We start from the raw sequence: 19,101 nt of genomic DNA on the forward strand, positions 1-19,101 counted from the left end.
GGGACGCCCACGCCCGGGGCTCCGCACTCAGTGCTCACTCGCGCCCGCGGCAGAGGCCCAGCCTGGAGGGGACCGCGGAGCTCGATGCACATTCTTGACACCGCACTAGTGTGTAATGCACACTAGTGCGCATGGGGAAGTTCTCCCCGATGATCGAGGTGAGGAGCGTATGGACGCCACGCAGCTACTCAAAGGAGTGCTGGACGCCGCCGTGCTCGCGGTCGTGCAGCGCGAAGACGGTTACGGCTATGACGTCGTCCGCCGTCTCCGAGACGCTGGGCTTGCGGAGGTGGGTGACGCTTCGGTGTACGGCACACTGCGCAGGCTCTACGCGGCCGGGGCGCTCTCGACCTATGTGGTTCCGTCTGAGGGCGGGCCGCACCGCAAGTACTACAGCATCACGCCGGCCGGCCACGAACTGCTCGGAGAGCAGCGGGCCGGATGGGAGCAGTTCTCGCAAACGCTCACCCGGCTCATTGCGCCGAGTGCAAGTGCAGAGGCGGGGCCCGGATCCGTCACGACACCCGCCCCCGCGCCAGGATCCACACCCGCCCCACCTCCAGACCCCATGTCGGCCTCCGCCGCCCGAACTCCGGAAGGAGCAGACGCATGAGCACCGCAACCCGCACCAACGAGGAGCGTGCCGCCGAATTCGTTGCTGCCGTGCGTGACCGGCTGTCCGATTTGCCGCGAGACGAAGTGGATGAACTCACCGACGGACTCGCCGCGGATCTCGTGGACCGGCTCAGTGACGGCAACGAGCTGGGGGATCCTCGCAGCTACGCCGAGGAACTGCGGCAGGCCGCAGGCCTTCCCGAGCGCGTTGAGCCGGAGTCCGCACCCCAGCCACGGGAGGGGCTCATGGACCAGGGCCGTGCGCTTGCCAGCCGCTGGCGCGAATGGTGGGATGAGACGAGCGGGCGGCGTGGAGTGCGCGATTTCGTGCTCTCGCTACGTTCGGTCTGGTGGGTCCTGCGCGGTGTCGCCGTCGCTACGGTCTTCTGCCTCCTCTTCGGGATCTCATCGGGGGGTGGTGTGGCTGCTTGTCACCGGGGCAGCGACGCTGCTCAGTGTGCAGTGGGGCCGCGGCGCATGGCTCCCCGGCGCCTGGGCCGTCTGGCTACGCCGGATCGGCAGCGTCGTCGCGATCCTCGCCCTGCTGCCGCTCGCGGGCATCGCGCTCGACCGCCTCAGCTTTGCACATGCGAGTACCGGTGATGACCTGGAAACGTTTCTTCCTCCGGGGCTGACCTCGAACGGGGAGAGCGTGACCAATATCTTCGCCTACGACTGCGATGGGCAGCCCCTTGGTGCTGTGCAGTTGTTCACACAGGATGGCAGTCCGCTGCACACTGGTGACGGGCAGCCGGGATCATATGCGGACTGGCTGCCCATGGGAGGTTCCGACGCCAACGGCGAGTGGATCGACTACCGGCGGAACGCTGCAGCCACCATGCCAGATGAGTGGAACGTCTTCCCGCTCCGGGAACTCAGCACCAGTGATCTGATGACGGGAGAAGAAGACACCGACCCGGCCACACAACAGGGAGCGGAGCCGACCGCGCCCTACGAACGGGTGCCAGTGCTCGGTGATTGCGCAGCGACGGTACCGGACGAAGCTGCATCGGACTCCGAGGGTGCCCAGGATGAACAGACAGCCCGGGAGCGCGCTGAGTCGAAGGGCGCATCGGATCCGGCACCCTCTCAGGCCGCAGCGGCCGCACAGGACGCCCCGTGACCTCCCCAGTGAGCGCGCGCAGCCACGTCGCGAACTCGGCGGAGGATCCGTCAGGACTGAGCGTTCCACTCCGGCAGTACGCGGACGACGAGCGCTCCGGGATCCACCACGCCGCTCACGGCGAGCGCGAGGCCGAAGTCGTCGCCGTCGAGCTGGACTGGTTCCGGCCTCGGCACGGCGAGAGCGTACCGTGTCGCCTGCAGGTAGTTGACGCTTCGAGTGTCGTTGACGAGGTCGATGATCTTTCGGCCAGCCTTCGACTTCCGAAGCACGCCGTTCTCCCAACCGATCTTGTTCCAGATCCGGAGCCAGGAGAACGCGCCAAGCGGGCGTAGTGCCACCACATCGAGCTTCCCGTCGTCGAGTTTGGCGTCGGGAATCAATAGCACGCCGCCAGGCATCAGGCCGCAGTTCCCGATCATGACGGTGTACACCGAAAGCGGTTTGACCTCTGAATTATCGATCGAGTAGAGGATCTGCAGCGGGCCATCGCGCAGCATCGTGCGCACCCCGGCGTCGACGTAGGCGAGCCATCCGAGGCGCTGCTTGAGGGTGGCGCGCGTCGCAGAGATGGTGCGTGCATCGAGGCCCATGCCGGCGAGCACGAGGAAGAGGTGATCGCTCTCCGAATCGTCCTCGCGGGTAATGGTAAGGATCCCAACATCAATCGCGCGATTGCGGCCGTAGAATGCAGCGCGGACCGCGTCCGCGATCCGGTTCAGCGGGATCCCAAGATTGCGCGCCAGCAGATTGCCGGTGCCCTGCGGAATGATCGCGAGCGGAACACCGGAACCACGCAGCGCTTCGGAGACCGCGCGGATCGTGCCGTCTCCGCCGCTGGCGAGTACGACGCTTGCGCCATGCTCAATCGCGCTCTTCGCAGCCGCGACACCGGCGTCCTCCGCCTCAGTCTCGTACCACTGCGTTGGCGCCCACCCTGCCTGTCGCTCGTGTTCGGTAATCGCTGCGCGCAACGCAGTGAGGTCGGTCTTGAACGGGTGATAGACGACCGCCGCACTGGGTTGGTGGCGCGCGGGGGAGACGGACATGGCACCAGCGTAGTGCTAGCCCGTGGCTCTTCGGAGCACTGACAGTGGAGCCCCGGAAGCGATCCGGCGACAGCCCAGGCCAGCAGGACTAAGCTGGGAGCGTGATCGATCCAGTCTTGCTCCGCACTGATCCTGAGTCCGTAAAGCGCTCGCAGCGCGCGCGTGGAAGTGATGAGGCGGTCGTAGACGCTGCACTCGCCGCTGATGCTGCCCGCCGTGCCGCTCTCACCGAGTTCGAGACGCTGCGCGCCGAACAGAACGAGTTCGGGAAGCAGGTGAAGGCCGCTTCGAAAGAAGACAAACCCGCACTGATCGCTCGTGCACAGGAGCTCGCTGCCGCCGTGAAGGCCGCCGACGCCCGCGCCAAGGAGGCTGAGGCCGAGTTCGTCACACTCTCGCTGCGCATTGAGAACATCATCATCGACGGCGTTCCCGAGGGTGGCGAAGAGAACTTCGTCACGCTGCGAGAAGTTGGCGCGCGGCCCGAGTTCGATTTCCCAGCCCGAGATCACCTCGATCTCGGTGAACTGCTCGGTGCGATCGACATGGAGCGTGGTGCGAAGGTCTCTGGCGCCCGGTTCTACTTCCTGCGCGGAATCGGGGCACGACTCGAGCTTGCGCTCATGAATCTGGCACTGGATCGGGCCCTGAGCCATGGATTTACGCCGCTCATCACCCCGACCCTCGTGAAGCCCGAAATCATGCGCGGAACCGGTTTCCTCGGGGAGCACGCCGCTGAGGTGTATCACCTGCCGGAGGACGACCTGTTCCTCACCGGTACGAGCGAAGTTGCTCTCGCGGGATACCACTCGGACGAGATCGTCGACCTGACTCCGGGGCCGCTGCGCTATGCCGGGTGGTCAACCTGCTACCGGCGCGAAGCCGGCTCGCACGGGAAAGACACCCGCGGCATCTTGCGGGTGCACCAGTTCAACAAACTGGAGATGTTCGTCTACACCGATCCTGCCGATGCCGAGGCGGAGCACGATCGACTGGTCGGGTGGCAGGAAGACATGCTGCAGTCACTCGGACTGCACTACCGGGTCATCGATGTGGCCGCGGGAGATCTCGGATCCAGTGCCGCCCGAAAGTTTGACATCGAAGCTTGGGTTCCGACTCAGGATGCGTACCGCGAGCTCACCTCAACGAGCAACTGCACGACGTACCAGTCGCGCAGGCTCGCTACGCGGTTCCGCACCGAAAGTGGCAAGACCGCGCCGGTCGCGACGCTGAATGGCACGCTCGCAACGACCCGCTGGCTGGTGGCGATCCTTGAGACGCACCAGAACGCCGATGGCAGTGTGACCGTGCCAGAAGCGCTGCGCCCCTACCTTGGTGGCCTTGAAGTACTCACCCCAATCGCAGGAGCCTAACTCTATGACGACGCCCTCCCTCTCTCCCGTGGCCACGGCTGATCGGCACCTCATCGCGCTCGACCTGGACGGGACCGTGCTGAGCCACGGGTTTGGGGAGGGCGCGGGCGACGATCCTGAAGGCGGGCGGATCGATCCGGATCTCGGAGCCGCCGTCCGTGCGCTGCACGAAGCAGGTCACGAGGTAATCGTGTCAACAGGCCGTTCGGTCGACGCCACGCTCCCGATCGTGGAGCGGCTGAAGATCCGGCCCGAGTGGGTGATCGCGGCGAACGGCGCCGTCACGTTGAAGCGTGATGCGCTCGCGCCGCGGGCCTACCGCCGCGAAATGGTCGAGTCCTTTGATCCGAGTGACGCGCTCCGCAAGATCCGCACGCAGCTCGTGACCGCACGATTTGCGGTGGAGCTTGCCGACGGTGGATTCCTCTACACAGAAGACATCCCCACGGGAACGCTGCCGTCGCAGCAGCGCCGAGTGCCGTTCGAGGAGTTGCTCGGGGTGCAAGCCTCGCGCGTCGTAGTGGTATCGCCGGATCACCGGCTCGAGGAGTTCCTCGGGGCAGTTGACTCGCTCGGTCTGACGCACGTCTCGTATGCCGTGGGCACCACGTCCTGGCTCGATATTGCGCCAGACGGAGTGACGAAAGCAAGCGCACTCGAAGTCGTACGCGAGCGGCTCAACATCGACCGCTCGCGCGTGTTTGCGGCGGGCGACGGCCGCAACGACATCGATATGCTGCGCTGGGCCGCACACCGCGGTGACGCGGTCGCGATGGGGCAGGCAGAGCCTGATGTGCAGGCGGTCGCCTCGCGTGTCACCCTCAGTATTGAGGAGAACGGCCTGCTCGTCGCGCTGCGCGAACGCTTCCCTGAACTCGGCTAGCCGGACTCTCGCGGGAGCGACGCGGGCGGACGTGAGCGGACGTGGACGCGGGAACCCCTCGGAGTTTGCTAGGCTCTTTCGCGGAGGGTTGTCCGAGCGGCCGAAGGAACTTGTCTTGAAAACAAGCATGCAGTAACCCTGCATCAGGGGTTCAAATCCCCTACCCTCCGCCAAAACCCCCTCTCGCCGCGCGACAGGGGGTTTTCTCGTGGGCGGGAGTGTGCGCAGCGTCACCTGCGCTGCCCGCGGGGACTGGCTGCCGCTCGCGGGTATTCCGGAGCAGCGGGACCCCACTCGAGTGTGCCCCGCCGCGCAGTGGCTCCTACCCGAGTGGGTGGGGCGCCATGGGGACCTCGTCGAGGTCCTCGTCCTCTTCCGGTTTCGGGTCGCGTGCGTCCGCGTAGGCGAACGCGATGGCCGCGATCGCGAGCGCAAACGCGATGATTCCCAGCGGGTTACAGAGCGCAATCGACATCTCGGCGGAGAATGCGGAACCGGAGATCAGGCTCAGGATCGATGCGAGCTCCCCGCCCGCCAGATCCGGCACCGTGAGCCCGAAGCCGAGAGCGCACACCCACGCGAGGATCAGCGCCACGACGGTGCTGCGCCCAGTGCGTTTGCCGCGCCCGTGCGTCACCGCGATCCGGTGCGCAAGCCAGAGCTGGAGCGCGGCAAAGATCAGGCCGATTGTCGGCACGTACCACCAGGAGAGTGAGCCCCCGATCCCGAACGGCCACCGCCCCAGCGCCATCCACAGCGCCAATGCGACCCCGACGATTCCCACTACGCGGCTATTCACGCCGGCTCCTTTGTGCTCGATGTTGGCGACGACTCGCGCGACGCTCCCCACTAGCCAAGCAGATTTCGCATCGCGATGTGGAATCTGCTATTCTCAAACGGTTGTCATCGCAAGGTGGCTACGCCCCGATAGCTCAGTGGTAGAGCACTTCCATGGTAAGGAAGGGGTCCCGAGTTCAAATCTCGGTCGGGGCTCTGACTCTCTGGCTCGCACTTGTGCGGGCCAGTTTGGCTGAGTAGCTCAGCTGGTTAGAGCGCACGACTCATAATCGTGAGGTCGCGGGATCGAGCCCCGCCTCAGCTACAGAGAGTCACACAGAACCCCCGGTTTTCGCCGGGGGTTTTTGCGTTGCGGGGATGCTGTCTGTTTGTCTGGGGCAGCGATTGCTTCCACGAAGAGGCGGAATATCGAACGTTCCCCGGGGCGATGCTCCGGCCCGGTTCCGGCAGGATCGCAGATTTGTGCGATGTGGGTGGCGGGCGTCAAATGCTCGCCGTTATGTATTGCGTGCACATTTCTTGCACACGGCCCGTTTTCGTATGGGGCTCTTCTCGGAGCGGCCGCTGTTGTGACCTTTCTTCCCGGAGAACATGTCCTAGTGCCGTGGTCTTCTTCGTGACCGTGCTGCCTGAAGGTGTGTTCTACGGGGTGGCATTCCGCAATAAAACACGTTTTCGAATTGAGGTTAGACGTGGCCGTTCAACTCGTGGGATATCTACGAGTCAGTAGCACTGACCAGAACCCTGAACGGCGGGTCGAAAGCATCGGTCCGACTGATCGGAGCTTCACTGACTACGCGTCCGGCGGCAGTACCGGCCGGCCAGAACTGCGTAAACGCATCGGATATGCGAGAGCTGGCGTTCGGATCCGTGTTGTGAGCATTGACCGACCCGCACGCTCCACCCATGGCCTACACGAGCTGATCCACTTCTTCACCGGTGAGGGGATCGGTGTGGAGTTCGTGCAAGAAGGGCCCAAATTTGGGCCCGGTACCGATGAGCCACCGATGGATCAACTCATGCTTGCGACGCTCGGTGCCATCGCGCAGCTCGAGTGCGTGCTGATCCGGGAGCACCAAGCAGAATGAATCCGTGCCGCGAAGAAGCGCGGAGCGTATGATCAGGCACCAAAGCTCTCACAGGAGCAGATCGTGGAAGCGAAGGCGCTGGTTGCTTCCCAAGCGCCGAAGACGCGAATCGCCGCACGCTTCGGAGTATTGCGCTCGACGCTCTACCGAGTGCTGAAGAGGGCTGGTGGGTACAGGGAGGGGGAAGTCGAGTAGCGTACAGAAACCCTTGATCTCCAACGTGTCGGGTGCAGAATGTTGAGACGCACTTTTCTGAAGCGTGCCTCCCCGCCTCCACCAGCTTCTATTGTCATGAGGTACCACCACACGCCTCCCGGCTTGCGGTCTGGGTTAGAAAATCCCCAGTTCAATACTCTTAGTACGCGCCTCTTGGATGCTTGAAACCCTGAGCTTCCGAAACGCCGAACGGCTCTGAGACTTTACGGTATTTAGAGATACTGATTCACGAGCAGCAACTTGCTTTCTCGAGGAACCTTTCAGTAACTGCCGAAGAATGACGAGTTCGCGGGACGTGAGGCCAGTCAATGGCGCTCGGGCAGTGTCCTTCGGAAAGTTGAGTTGGGGGCCAACGCCACTGGACCGCCATTTCTCGTAGATAGCGGTAGTGCAGGGAGAGTCTGGAACGAGATCAAATAGAGCCCGCGTGGCATCCAATGGGGCTGAGGCGAAGACCGCAATGCAGCCGTTGAGGCGAATCAATAGTGCCTCAAATGTTTCCTTAGCCTCGATCCTCATGCCCAACGCCAAATGACAACTCGCTTGTAGGGCTAGATAGTCCAGCTCCACTCGGCCCGTGGCCTCGATAGCGCCCGCCGCCAACTCATCGAGCGAGAGTTGGTACTCGCCACTGAGTGCCGCGACTCGTGCGCGAAACAGCTGAATAAATGCAGTGTCACGGATTGAATGCAGCTGCACTGAAGTTTCTTCGAGGTCACCGCAACTGATGAGAACTTCGGCGTTCAACCGCCGCAATAGGTCATGCGGCAGCCAGCTAGACGCTTCGGAGATTTGCTGCCGAGCTTGGAGGGTTTGTCCTGAAAGGAGCAAGAACCTCACTCGCGCTTCAACAACCAAATGATAGAACTCGAATCCTTGTGTCGGTTGCGCCAGGCCTGGAAACAGGGCTTTAGCCTCCACAAGATCTAAATCCTCGGTGGCAATGATGAACTCAGCAAGCGGAGCTGCAAACTGCACTACAGGGGAGTAGTCCGGGCTAATCGATGAGGGCCATGCGCGCGAGCGGGCAACCCACTCTTTTCCTTGTTCGAGTCGGCCCATGAGCGCATGAATCAGCGCAATATTCCCTGCTGCCTCGTGCGCTATGAACCCTAATTCATCTTGATACCTCCAGCGCCATGCTTGCAGATATGCTTCGAGCGCCTTCGCAAGGTTTCCTGCTAACAGGTGTGTCTTGGCTACTTGGGCAAAGTATGCGGACGCGGCACTTTCGGCAGCAGATCCGATCTTGTTTGCCTCGGCAAGTACCCAGGCCTCGGAGCAGCCAGCGACTTCAAGTGCTTCGTCGACTAGTCCGTTCAATCTGCGCGCAATTACAGCAAGAGTTACACCCCGCACGAGCGCAGCGCGTGACGTAGGGGACCCGGGCGCAAGGTAGTTGGCAGCCTCAACTCTGAAGTCCGATATTGGTACTAGGCCAGTGAACTCCAAATGGAATCGCAGGTCGGGTCGAGCGTGGCGAAAATCTATGGGCATTTGCTCCAAGGCGCGTTGCATCAAGGACAGGCCCCCAGGAGTGTGTACGAGTGACAAAGGAGTATCCACTAGCAGCTCAGCCGCCTTGCTCCAATCCCGAGAGCGCAGGGCCTCTTCTAATTCCGGGGCAATGCTCCGGCTGCTAGTTCGGGAAGCACTACCCTTCAACGCGATGTCCTCGACAGACAATTCACACGCCCCTCTCCACATGCTGAACCTGGAGTTCATGCTCACACGACTCAGGGGTGGGGGCGAGGAACACCCAGGGTGAAGTAAGGGTGAAGTCGTCGGAGAAGGGGTGAAATCCCTGCTCAGCAGCAAAAAATCCAAGAATACTGGGTGCCGGAGGCTCTACCTCTAGATCCAGTTCCCTCGCATGCGCGTTGACGTGCCTTGCGTGCGTTCCCACTGGTCACGATCGAGGTTCAAAGAGGGTACGTCGTTTCTGGATTCCGAATCCGACGAAATGAGGATCCTCGATGAAACCCAAACCAAAGCCTCCACTGAAAGTGGAAAGGAATAACGTGCAACGGAATACTTTGCGGGGCCAAGAAGTGCCCTTTACGGCGGAGGAGGTGACTATGGGGTCCGACCATTCCTACCGTGGGTTTGGGCGAGGCATCAAGAAAGTGCTCGCAACTGCGCTTGCAGCCTCCCTTCTGACTTTTGGCGGCGCAGGGGCTGCGCAAGCAGTTCAAGCACAGGTACCGCCCGCTGACAACCCACCCATGCCAGCCCAGTGCGAACTCGACCTCGTCATGAGCCTCGACCTTTCGAACAGCGTCGATGACGCGCAGTTGCAGCAGATGCGCGACGGCGTGGCAGAACTGGCTGAGTCCCTGAGCGAGTATCCCGTGCGGTTGTCGCTTCAAAACTTCGCCTCGAACGCACCGGCGACTAGCGCGGGCAGCAACGCTCCGTTGCCGATCACAGCGCTCGACAACGCAGGCGTGCAAGCGGTGACAGGTTGGGTCAACGGGATCCAGCGCCCCTCCAGCCAGCAGGGTGGCACAAACTGGGACCGAGCCTTCGCTGCAGTTGGTAACAGCAGCGACACCTATGACGCGCTCCTGTTCGTCACTGACGGAAACCCGACGCAGTACGGCAGCCCCGCACAGGGACCGGGCAACTCGACCAACACTGCCACGATTAACGCTGCGGTGACGAGCGCGAACGCTGTCAAGGCTCAGGGCACCCGTGTCGTCGGTGTCGGCCTGACGGACAATATCACTGACATGAACGAGTTCCGTGAGCACATGTCCCAGATCTCGGGTCCCGGTGAAGGCAGCGACTACCTGTCAACGAACTTCGAGGGGCTCTCGGACATTCTCCTCGCCCTCATCTCGGACAACTGTGCTGCAGCATCGAATCCGGCGATCGAGCTCGTGAAGACCGCCGCACTCGCCGACGGGGCAGCCGGGCTTGCCGGAGACACCGTTGAGTATTCGTTCGCCGCGACGAACACTGGCAACGTCACCCTGACTGGTGTTGAGATCTCAGATCCGAAGCCAGGGCTATCGGACTTGGTATACAGCTGGCCCGGTGAGCCAGGAGTGCTTGAGCCTGGTCAGCAAGTCACAGCGACAGCAACGTACACGATCATTGAGTCGGACCGGGACAACAAGGTGGTCCAGAACTCTGCAAGCGTCACCGGAAACCCGCCGACAGGCCCTCCGGTTACGGATGAAGATGACGCGGAGGTACTCCTTCCCAACGACCCTGCCATCGAGCTTGTGAAGACCGGTGGCCTCTCTGACGGCGCGACCGGCGTTGCCGGCGATATCGTTGAGTACTCGTTCACCGCAACGAACACCGGCGGGGTGACCCTCACCGGTGTTGAAATCACTGATCCGCTCCCTGGACTGTCGGACCTCACCTATGTCGAATGGCCAGGCGCACCGGGCGTTCTCGAGCCCGGCCAGAGCATCACCGCGAACGCCAAGTACACGGTAAAGCAGTTGGACGTGAACACTGGCAACATCCACAACGTCGCAACCGCCACCGGAACCCCGCCTACCGGCGACAACGTGACCGACACCGCTGACCACGACGTGCCGCTGGCGTCCAACCCCGCAATCACCCTCGTCAAGACCGGTGCTATCGCTGAGGGGCAGACTGGTAAGCCCGGTGACACCATCGAGTACAAGTTCACGGCAACTAACACCGGGAATGTGACCCTCACTGATGTGTCGATCGCCGATCAAATGCCCGGCCTCTCGGACATTGTGTACGGCGAATGGCCAAGTGAAACAGGTGTTCTTGCGCCCGGCCAGAACATCACCGCCACCGCGAACTACACAGTGAATCAGGCCGACGTGAACGCAGGAGCTGTGGACAACACAGCTACGACTGTTGGCACCCCGCCGACCGGCGACAACGTTACGGACGCCGACGATGCGATCGTTCCGCTGCCGCAGGATGCGCGCATCGTGGTAGAAAAGACGGGTGCGCTTGCTCAGGGCGCGACTGGTCGAGCTGGCGACACTGTGGAGTTCGGCTTCACTGTCACCAACACCGGCTCAGTGACCCTCACTAGTGTCGAGCTCGACGATCCGCTTCCCGGCCTGTCCAGCATCACGTACGGTGCATGGCCTGCTGAGGCTGGCGTTCTCGAACCCGGGGAGAGCGTCACGGCTACGGCCAACTATGTCCTTATCCAGAGAGATATGAATGCAGGCGGCGTGGACAACTCTGTCACCGCCACCGGTAACCCGCCAACGGGTGAACCTGTCGAAGACCAGGACGACGTGACTGTTCCTGTGGATTCAAGCCCGGCGATCGATCTTGTGAAGACAGGCGGTCTCGAAGACGGCGCAACCGGCGCGGCTGGCGACACAGTTCAGTACTCGTTCACCGCAACGAACACCGGCAATGTGACACTTACGGGTGTCACGATCTCGGACGAGCTCGACGGCCTGTCAGAGATCGCGTACGGTGCGTGGCCTGCTAACGCTGGTGTGCTTGCACCCGGAGAGAGTGTGACTGCGACCGCATCGTATGTCCTCACGCAGAGCGATGTAGATAGCGGGCGGGTGGAGAACACTGCAACCGCTACTGGCAACCCGCCAACGGGTGATCCGGTGGAGGATGACGACATCGTGATTGTTCCCGTTGAGCCCTCACCTGTGATCACTCTTGTGAAAGCCGGTGGGCTGGAAGACGGTGCAACCGTAGTCCCGGGTGATCTCATCGAGTACTCGTTCACCGCGCAGAACACGGGCAATGTAACGCTCACTGACGTGACAATCGCTGACGAGCTAGAAGGCCTGTCGGCGCTGAACTACACCTGGCCCGGTGAAGCAGGCGTCCTTGCTCCCGGTGAGCAGGTGACTGCAACCGCGACATACGCCATCACCCAGGCCGATATCGACGCGGGTGTTGTCCACAACTCCGCAATGTCGACTGGCAACCCGCCGACAGGTGAGCCAGTTGAGGACGAGGATGAGCATGACGTGCCGCTCACACAGCTGCCCGGGATTGATCTGGTGAAGACCGGCGAGCTCGACGGTGAAGGATTCGCAGGCGATACGGTCAACTACGGTTTCACTGTCACCAACACCGGCAATGTCACGCTTTCTGATGTCACGATTGCCGACGAGCTGGAAGGCCTGTCAGACATCGTGTTCGGCACGTGGCCCGGAACGGCTGGAGTTCTTGCCCCGGGTGAGAGCGTCACAGCCAGTGCCGCCTACACCCTCACCCAGGCTGACGTGGATGCGGGCAGCGTAGACAACACTGCAACCGCGACCGGTACCCCGCCGAACGGTGAGAACGTGACGGATACGGACGACGTGACCGTACCTGTCGCCCCTGGCCCAGGGATCGACCTGCGGAAGTCGAGCAGCCTCGAACAGGGAGCCGGGTCAGTTGCGGGCGATACCGTCAACTACAGCTTCACCGCCACCAATACCGGCAACGTAACGCTTACAGGCGTAACGATCGTCGATGAGATGGACGGTCTGTCTGAGCTGAGCTACACCTGGCCCGGCGAAACAGGGATTCTCGCTCCAGGTGAGCAGGTGACCGCGACAGCGACCTACACGCTCACCCAAGCTGATGTAGACGCTGGGAGCGTGGATAACCATGCGATCACTAGCGGCACCCCGCCGACCGGTGACCCGGTGGACGATGACGACGACGAGAAGACGCCGTTGCCGCAGTCTCCATCCATCGAGCTGGTGAAGACCGGGAAGCTGAACGGTGACAAGATCGTTTACGGTTTCACCGTGACCAACACTGGCAATGTCACGCTCACTGGAGTGGAAATCACTGACAAGCTCGCGGGCCTGTCGGAGATCACCTACGGCGTATGGCCGACCGAAGCGGGTGTACTCGCCCCGGGCGAGCAAGTCACTGCTTCCGCAGAGTACATGGTCACTCGTGCTGACCGAGACCGTGGGCGAGTGGACAACCATGCCACAGCTGTCGGAAACCCGCCCTCGGGACAGTCAGTGACCGACGAAGACGACGTGAAGATCGTCGTCGGGTCGCTCGCGATCACCGGTTCTGACTATGTCGGTACGGGGATCCTCGCCACAGGTCTGCTGCTCGGCGGCGGAGCGCTCCTGCTGCTGATGGTGCGCAAGCGCCGCGCAGTTGGCGAGCTCACTGAGCTGAGCTAGCAACGAGTTCATTGGGCACCGTCTCAAGCCCTCGGGTTCCCCCCCCCGCAAGGGCTTGAGTCGGTGCCTCGTGGGTCAAAGCCGCGCTAAGACCCGCCACACAGACAATGGCCGCCGCCGCTTGGTGGAGTTCCATAAGTGCTGATTGTGGCGTCCAACGCCGCCGGGTCTCCCCCCCCTGCGAGCCAAGGCGGCGTTTGTGTGCCCCGTATCGGACCCTAGTCCGATACGGGGCACACACCTTTTATAGGAGCAGTCGATCTCCAGCTAAAGCCTGAAACACGAACCGGGCCAGTGTTTGCATCGCGCACCCAAATCGCCGCACGGGGTGAGCTTGATCTGTCTGCGCGATGAGATGACGCAACCAGATTTCACCCAGCTGCTCATCAGAGGCTGAAGCCTCCCTAAGTACAGCGGGCCGGAGTTTAGGCTGGCGATCATCTAGACGGCAGGTTTACCAGCTGGATGTGAGCTAGACCCCCAACAAGCGCCGAACAGACCAAGCAGAAATTGCAGAACTAGCAGCCGAACGGCCAGGAGTGAGCAAAGTTCACAGGCAATGAAACTGATGCGATTTCAGGGGGATGAAAGTGGCTCAGTTGAGCAGTCGCGAGCGCTTATCTGTGCGGGCATGATCGAGACCCCTTGGAAAGTGGCCAGCCCATGGCCGCCAAGGGCAGACGATTCAGGAACCACGAGAATGGCATACAAAGCTTCAAAACTCACGACCCACACCTATGCACCGGAATGCGCACCCCGCGTGATCGAATACCTCCGTATCCACGACACCGACACCGAACCAGAAGCGCAGGAAGCCCTCCGGGGAACTGTCGAGGCCCTGTTTATTGACGCCACTTCTGGGGTGAACGGCTGTCAGCCGTAGCTTAGCGATGCTGACTGCGGCGAGGCGGGGTAACGTAATCAGGGTCGCTACTATCGACCGTCTCTGCGCCACCCTTGCAGATGCAATCGACGTGCTGACGCTCCTCACTGGGATGGGGTTGGAAGTGCAGTTCGGTGACTAAAAGCTGATCTGCCAACCTGGGACGCTTGAACGATCAACAGCGGAGGAACGCGACCGCACGTGCACGGAATTCTGGTGGGTAGGGGCGTGGCCTGTTGGTGAGCCTTCCTGAAGGCCATCGACTAGCTACCCCGAGTGGAAACCAAACTGTAGGCCAGGTCAGAGTGGAAACCAAACTGTAGGTCAGGTCAGAATGTCACCTAAACGTGCACCACACCCAAGCGCTCAGGGCGGTCCGTTTCGTACGGGCCGCCCTGAGCGCTTGGGTGTTGTGCGACTGGACGGTGAGTGCTCGGTCACTTCAGCGCACAGCTCGTCCAGAGATTCCAGGGCAGCTCTCCTCAAGCACTCACCCGGAGACATAAGCAGCGGGTCCCATCGCACCACGGCGTGAACCCAAGAATGCTCGAGCGCTGACACAGATTCGCGGCGATAGGTGGACGCCCGTGCCATATCGGCACGCCGTTGCGGCACGCAGTCGTGAACACCTCGCGCTTGGGGCGCAGGAGTCATGCACATTCCACGAGCCAGCGCGCGGCAGCTGGTAGTGGCACCGCGAGCGGGCCGATGCTGCAGGCCCGGCGTACGTCCGAAGAGACGGAGCGACACGGCGCTGGCTGCCGCGCACACGAAAGTCCTCCAACGCTATTAGACTGGGTACAACAGTGAGGGCGTCGCCCTGCGCTGATACCACGGGGCTCGGGGGGACCGGACCTGGAGGTCGTGTTGCGTAAGGTGCTCTATCAGCCACGCCCACACACGGTGCAAGTGCTGCGCCGCTATCTGCTCGCTGGCTACGACGTGGAGCTCCTATCTCCGCGTGGAAACGGGGGGACGAGCTTTCTTCGAGAGTTCCTGACTGAGATTCGAGAGCACGGGCATGCAGTGCTGTTGTTGCCTGAGGTTGGCGAAGAACGGCCGCTGCCGAGCGCTCTGTTAGCCGCGCTCTCGGAACACGGTCGCGCGGTGCCCACCTCCGCGATGAGCTCGCCAGCGGAACTCGCCTCGCACATGGAGCGGGCATACGGCGGGCGTCCGCTCACGCTCCTGGTCGATGGGCCACAGGCCCTGCCACCGATGCTGCGGGCGGCGGTAGCGCACTATCGTCTCGTCGCTCCCGTGCAGATCGCGCTCCTCACGGATCGGGAAACCCCTGCCGCTGTGCGCGCACCGCAGGCGGTGTCTGTTCATCTGCCGATGCTCACGCTGGAGGAACTGGGTGCGGTGCTCAATGGTGCGTGTGGCGCTCCGCTGGACGCTCAATCGGTGAGTCGCGTCTACGCGAAGTCTGCTGGGCTGGTGAAGCTCGCACTGGCCATCAGCGAAGTCGGGATCATTGAGGGCCAGCTGAAGATGATTGACGGCAACTGGGTCGCGGTGCAAGATCTCTGGAGTAATCGACTCCTTCCCATAGTGCGTAGTTATGCACAACTGGAGGAGCCGGCAGACGTCGATGCGCTCGAACTACTGAGCGTGGCGGGGTTGGTCTCAGCGACCGAAGCTCTGACGCTTGTGGGTGAGGCGCAACTCGAGCGCCTGGAGCGCTCCCGGGTGGTGTCTATTGAACCGTCCGGGACACGCCACTGGGTCACGGTGACGCCGCCGATCCTTGGCGAGATGTACCGGCATAGCCGGTCGCCGATGCGTCTTGCGCGCGTAGCCGGACGAATTGAAGAGGTGACGTCACGCAGGCTGGAGGCGCAGGATCCGCCGCAGCGGCAGATACGTGTCTCGCCCGTGAACCCGCTCCTGTTGCGGCGGGTTGCTGCGCAGCGGGCAGCAACTATGCACGAGGCCAAGAGCGGGTGGGGAGAACAGCCCTCTGGTAGCACGGGGGTGCGGTATGTGCAGACGATGATCGACCAGTATGCGCCAGCGCAGGAGACGCTACGGGTGATCTCAGCAGCTCTTGATACCGAGCCCGCACGGGAAGACCGCGCCTGGCTGCGCATCTGGCAAGCACGGGTGCACGCGCATCAGCTGGGGGATCTGCAGCGCGCGCTCGCGATCCTCGACGGGGAGACCGAACTGGCGCAGTACCAGGGTCTCATCGTTGCGGCGCGGATCCGGCTCTGCAGCGACCTCGACGTCATCCCTCTGGACGCTGAGAAGCAACTCGCGGATCTCAACGGACTCCCGCTCTCCGTGCAGGCGGAAATGCGCCGAGTGCTCGTGGGCGTGCACTACGTACGTGGCCACCTCTCCCTCGCTGAGGCAACTCTCACGGAGGCGCTGGGAGAGGGCAGCGCAGGGCCGCAGGATCGGCTGCGCGTGTATGAAGCCCTCATTGCTCTCGAGCAAGGTCGATACGAGCGGGCCATGCGGCTCGCCACGCTGGGTTTCGAGCGCGCGAAAGATGAACTCGACGGAATGATGATGCGCTCGTTCGTCTACGTACTGAGTCTGCTCATCGTGGTACGCGGTCAAGGCGTGAGTATTGCAAAATACACCGAGCTTGTTGCCGCGCTGGGAGACGTCCCTGTTTTCCCGCAGGGAGCCTATCTCGGGATCCGGGTCTGCGGGATACTGAGCGTCACCGCCTCAGCTGATGAACTGCGCGGGCTGGTGCGCGCACTCGACCGCGTGGATCTGCCCAGCTCGACGCTTCCCGGTACCTCCCGAGAGTGGGCCGAGGCGAAGCTGGCGGCAGCCGACGGCGAACCGGGATCTGCTGCCCAGCGGTGCTGGGACGATGCGCTGGACCTGCGCAGACGCGGCGGGTACCTTGCCGCAGCGCAGGCTGCGGTGCACTCGCTTCAGTATCGCTTCGACGAAGTACGGGCGCACCTCGTCACTGAATGGCTCTCAGAGCTCGAGAGTGAGCAGCTCTCAGCCACCCTCGCGTTTCTGCGAGCCCGAGCGCACGGAAACGCCACTGAGCTCCAGGAAGTGATCCCGCGCCTGGCATCGACGGGACAGGTGGGGCACGCGATGCAGGCCTACCGCGATCTCCGCCTGCTGCCCAGTGTGCGCGGGAATCGGGAGCTCGCAGACCAGATCGCCGCTGATTGGGAGAAATTCAGTGCGACGCTGGAAAACAGTGGCCTCGACCTCCTCCAAGTGGTCGCTTCTGAGGCCAAACTCACGCGTCGAGAAGAAGAGGTCGCTCGGCTCATCGCCGCGGGGCTCACGAACCGGCAAATCCAAGAGGCGCTGGTACTCAGTATCCGCACAGTCGAGAATCACGTGCACCGGCTCATGCGAAAACTCCGGGTGTCGACGAGACAGGAAGTTGCCGACTCAGTGAACAGCTGGCTGGGCCACGATTCCCGCGAGCTTACCTAACGCAGGAGCATGCGAGGGTAGGCAGATACTCAGGACTCGCGGGACATCACTCTACTACCCAGCACCTGTACTCAGTACTGACCAAAACTCGTTTCTACTGCCTAGTGTGTTTCATGAGAGGTAGACAACGCGCCAGCAGTCCCGGGTTTCCGGGCTCGGAGCGGAAAGGGAGGGGCAAGGCTCCGGTCATGTCTCTGTGTGCTTCTCACAGCTGGTGGATTCTTCGCAACGACGGAGTTGATGAAGCTAGCACTTCGCTGTGGTCGACCGATACCCCCATCCCCCATCCCCTCGGTCGGCCACAGCGTCATTCGTGCCGGTGGCGAGCGGGGTGCCGCGCTCGCAGGCGAGGAACGGGCCTCGGTCCCGCAATCGCCACGCAACCTCGACTCACCGCTTGAGCCCCAATCGCCTGAAAACACTTGACAGGAAGCGCGCTGGAGAAGTATTTTTCTCACGCAAGGCCTGACACTGAAGCCGCGCCGTGATCCCCAATCAGTCCCCGGCGCGATAAACGATCCAGTAGGTGTCAGACCGGGTCTCCACGGAATCCGTCGCGAAGCCGGGGGACCCAGCACTCCCTCAACGGCCACTCATCGGTGCGCGAGCCCGAGGGCTGCGTAGCCTGATTCAGATGACTGTTTTGGTGCAGCTACGCGCCGAGTCGCTGGTCCAATGCCACACGCTCAGGGCCCCGTAGCGCGCGCAACTCTTGCTGGAAGTGTGCGCAGAGTGCAGATGCTTCAAACGGCGAATCATCTGTGCAGCGGATCATGTCGCGCACCTCCTCGATCTGCTCACAGCTCGCGCAGGTCTGGGGGGAAGTGCTTCCGGGGTGGGCGCAGAGCGTGCGGTACGCGCGAACGAGTGCCTCGGCGACGCCGTGCAGGCGCGCGCGTGAGTCCCCCACGAAACCCGCTTCGCTCACGTCCCCTCCCCACTGAGGTCAACAGCCAATGTTGATTTCCACACATTCAAGACCCCTGGGCTACTCATGTCAAGATGAAAGTGCCACTCATGCTTGACGAAACCTGATGGAGAGCGCATCGTGCAGCGCCCGGATGCCACGTTGGTCTGGGCCGTTGGTGCTGTCGGCTTGAGCCGGGCGACCCAGCCTGAACCGACGACTGCACCCCATGGCAAGATTTTTGCCGGCTGGAACACGTCTGAAGTTGGGAACGGCGTCTACCCTGCCGGTGCGACTACCTTCCCGGCAGGCAACCTCAGACTGTATGCGCAATGGACGGATGACACTCTGCACGTGGAAGATGGCTCGGTGACGGTTGAGGGCCTCCGAGTCGAGGGCAACGCGAGCGGCGTATACGAGAGTGCCGCGGCGACAGTCACCTATGTTTACGAGGCGCAGGACCAGGGGGGGGTGACGCCCCAACCGCCCGTGGTGCATCCGCCGGGTGCTGGGACACTCCCACCGAGTGGCGGGCTCGCCAACACGGGGCTCGGAGCGAGATGGCCACTCGCAGTTGTCGGGGACGTGGGCGACCGGATTTGAGCCCACGCAGGAGATTCG

General features: G+C 62.5%; 12 protein-coding genes, 3 tRNA genes and 1 pseudogene. 13 read left to right on the forward strand and 3 right to left on the reverse strand.

Going from position 1 to position 19,101, the window contains the following annotated elements; genetic code table 11:
• Window positions 1-169: 169 nt before the first annotated feature.
• Both K1X41_RS11005 and K1X41_RS16160 read left to right on the forward strand, forming a co-directional pair.
• Window positions 170-478: pseudogene (locus K1X41_RS11005) on the forward strand (PadR family transcriptional regulator); the annotation flags it as partial.
• Between the two features lie 131 nt (window positions 479-609).
• Window positions 610-1,218 carry an HAAS signaling domain-containing protein gene (locus K1X41_RS16160; RefSeq protein WP_396426477.1) on the forward strand — a complete coding sequence of 203 codons (609 nt, stop codon included), beginning with the start codon at window positions 610-612 and terminating at the stop codon, window positions 1,216-1,218.
• 570 nt (window positions 1,219-1,788) lie between these two features.
• Here K1X41_RS16160 and K1X41_RS11015 read toward each other — a convergent pair.
• A complete protein-coding gene (locus K1X41_RS11015; protein WP_133615431.1) occupies window positions 1,789-2,787 on the reverse strand; it encodes a diacylglycerol/lipid kinase family protein in 999 nt (332 codons plus the stop codon).
• Between the two features lie 101 nt (window positions 2,788-2,888).
• On the opposite strand from K1X41_RS11015, the gene serS reads away from it, so the two are divergent.
• From serS to K1X41_RS11030, 3 genes are all read left to right on the forward strand, one after another.
• The gene (serS, locus tag K1X41_RS11020) at window positions 2,889-4,160 is read left to right on the forward strand and encodes a serine--tRNA ligase (RefSeq protein WP_220174631.1); all 1,272 of its coding nucleotides are present in this window, start codon (window positions 2,889-2,891) and stop codon (window positions 4,158-4,160) included.
• A gap of 4 nt (window positions 4,161-4,164) precedes the next feature.
• Window positions 4,165-5,043: an HAD family hydrolase gene (locus K1X41_RS11025; RefSeq protein WP_132201428.1), complete on the forward strand. Its 879-nt coding sequence runs from the start codon at window positions 4,165-4,167 to the stop codon at window positions 5,041-5,043.
• A gap of 82 nt (window positions 5,044-5,125) precedes the next feature.
• A tRNA-Ser gene (locus K1X41_RS11030) sits at window positions 5,126-5,216 on the forward strand.
• A 149-nt stretch (window positions 5,217-5,365) separates the two neighbouring features.
• On the opposite strand, the gene K1X41_RS11035 is transcribed toward K1X41_RS11030, so the two are convergent.
• Window positions 5,366-5,842, reverse strand: a complete 477-nt coding sequence (locus K1X41_RS11035; RefSeq protein WP_243735953.1) for a hypothetical protein — start codon at window positions 5,840-5,842, stop codon at window positions 5,366-5,368.
• 122 nt (window positions 5,843-5,964) lie between these two features.
• Between K1X41_RS11035 and K1X41_RS11040 the strand changes: the two genes are divergently transcribed.
• The 4 genes from K1X41_RS11040 (at window position 5,965) to K1X41_RS16165 (ending at window position 7,124) form a co-directional block, all read left to right on the forward strand.
• Window positions 5,965-6,036 (forward strand) — tRNA-Thr (locus K1X41_RS11040).
• A gap of 35 nt (window positions 6,037-6,071) precedes the next feature.
• Window positions 6,072-6,145, forward strand: a tRNA-Met gene (locus K1X41_RS11045).
• Between the two features lie 388 nt (window positions 6,146-6,533).
• On the forward strand, window positions 6,534-6,929 hold the full coding sequence (locus K1X41_RS11050) for a recombinase family protein (RefSeq protein ID WP_166644215.1): 396 nt from the start codon (window positions 6,534-6,536) through the stop codon (window positions 6,927-6,929).
• Window positions 6,930-6,992: 63 nt separating this feature from the next.
• Complete coding sequence (locus tag K1X41_RS16165; protein ID WP_220174632.1) at window positions 6,993-7,124, forward strand: helix-turn-helix domain-containing protein; 132 nt, start codon at window positions 6,993-6,995, stop codon at window positions 7,122-7,124.
• Window positions 7,125-7,259: 135 nt separating this feature from the next.
• On the opposite strand, the gene K1X41_RS11060 is transcribed toward K1X41_RS16165, so the two are convergent.
• Window positions 7,260-8,468 carry a helix-turn-helix transcriptional regulator gene (locus K1X41_RS11060; RefSeq protein ID WP_220174633.1) on the reverse strand — a complete coding sequence of 403 codons (1,209 nt, stop codon included), beginning with the start codon at window positions 8,466-8,468 and terminating at the stop codon, window positions 7,260-7,262.
• A 755-nt stretch (window positions 8,469-9,223) separates the two neighbouring features.
• Between K1X41_RS11060 and K1X41_RS11065 the strand changes: the two genes are divergently transcribed.
• The 4 genes from K1X41_RS11065 (at window position 9,224) to K1X41_RS11080 (ending at window position 19,083) form a co-directional block, all read left to right on the forward strand.
• Window positions 9,224-13,264 carry a DUF7507 domain-containing protein gene (locus K1X41_RS11065; protein WP_220174634.1) on the forward strand — a complete coding sequence of 1,347 codons (4,041 nt, stop codon included), beginning with the start codon at window positions 9,224-9,226 and terminating at the stop codon, window positions 13,262-13,264.
• Between the two features lie 700 nt (window positions 13,265-13,964).
• Window positions 13,965-14,147, forward strand: coding sequence for a hypothetical protein (locus K1X41_RS11070; RefSeq protein WP_220174635.1), 183 nt, complete (start codon window positions 13,965-13,967; stop codon window positions 14,145-14,147).
• A gap of 864 nt (window positions 14,148-15,011) precedes the next feature.
• Window positions 15,012-17,573 carry a helix-turn-helix transcriptional regulator gene (locus K1X41_RS11075; protein ID WP_220174636.1) on the forward strand — a complete coding sequence of 854 codons (2,562 nt, stop codon included), beginning with the start codon at window positions 15,012-15,014 and terminating at the stop codon, window positions 17,571-17,573.
• 1,021 nt (window positions 17,574-18,594) lie between these two features.
• A complete protein-coding gene (locus tag K1X41_RS11080) occupies window positions 18,595-19,083 on the forward strand; it encodes an InlB B-repeat-containing protein (RefSeq protein WP_220174637.1) in 489 nt (162 codons plus the stop codon).
• Window positions 19,084-19,101: the final 18 nt, after the last annotated feature.

The sequence above is a fragment of the Leucobacter luti genome (assembly GCF_019464495.1).
In the GTDB taxonomy this organism is placed as follows: domain Bacteria; phylum Actinomycetota; class Actinomycetes; order Actinomycetales; family Microbacteriaceae; genus Leucobacter; species Leucobacter luti_A.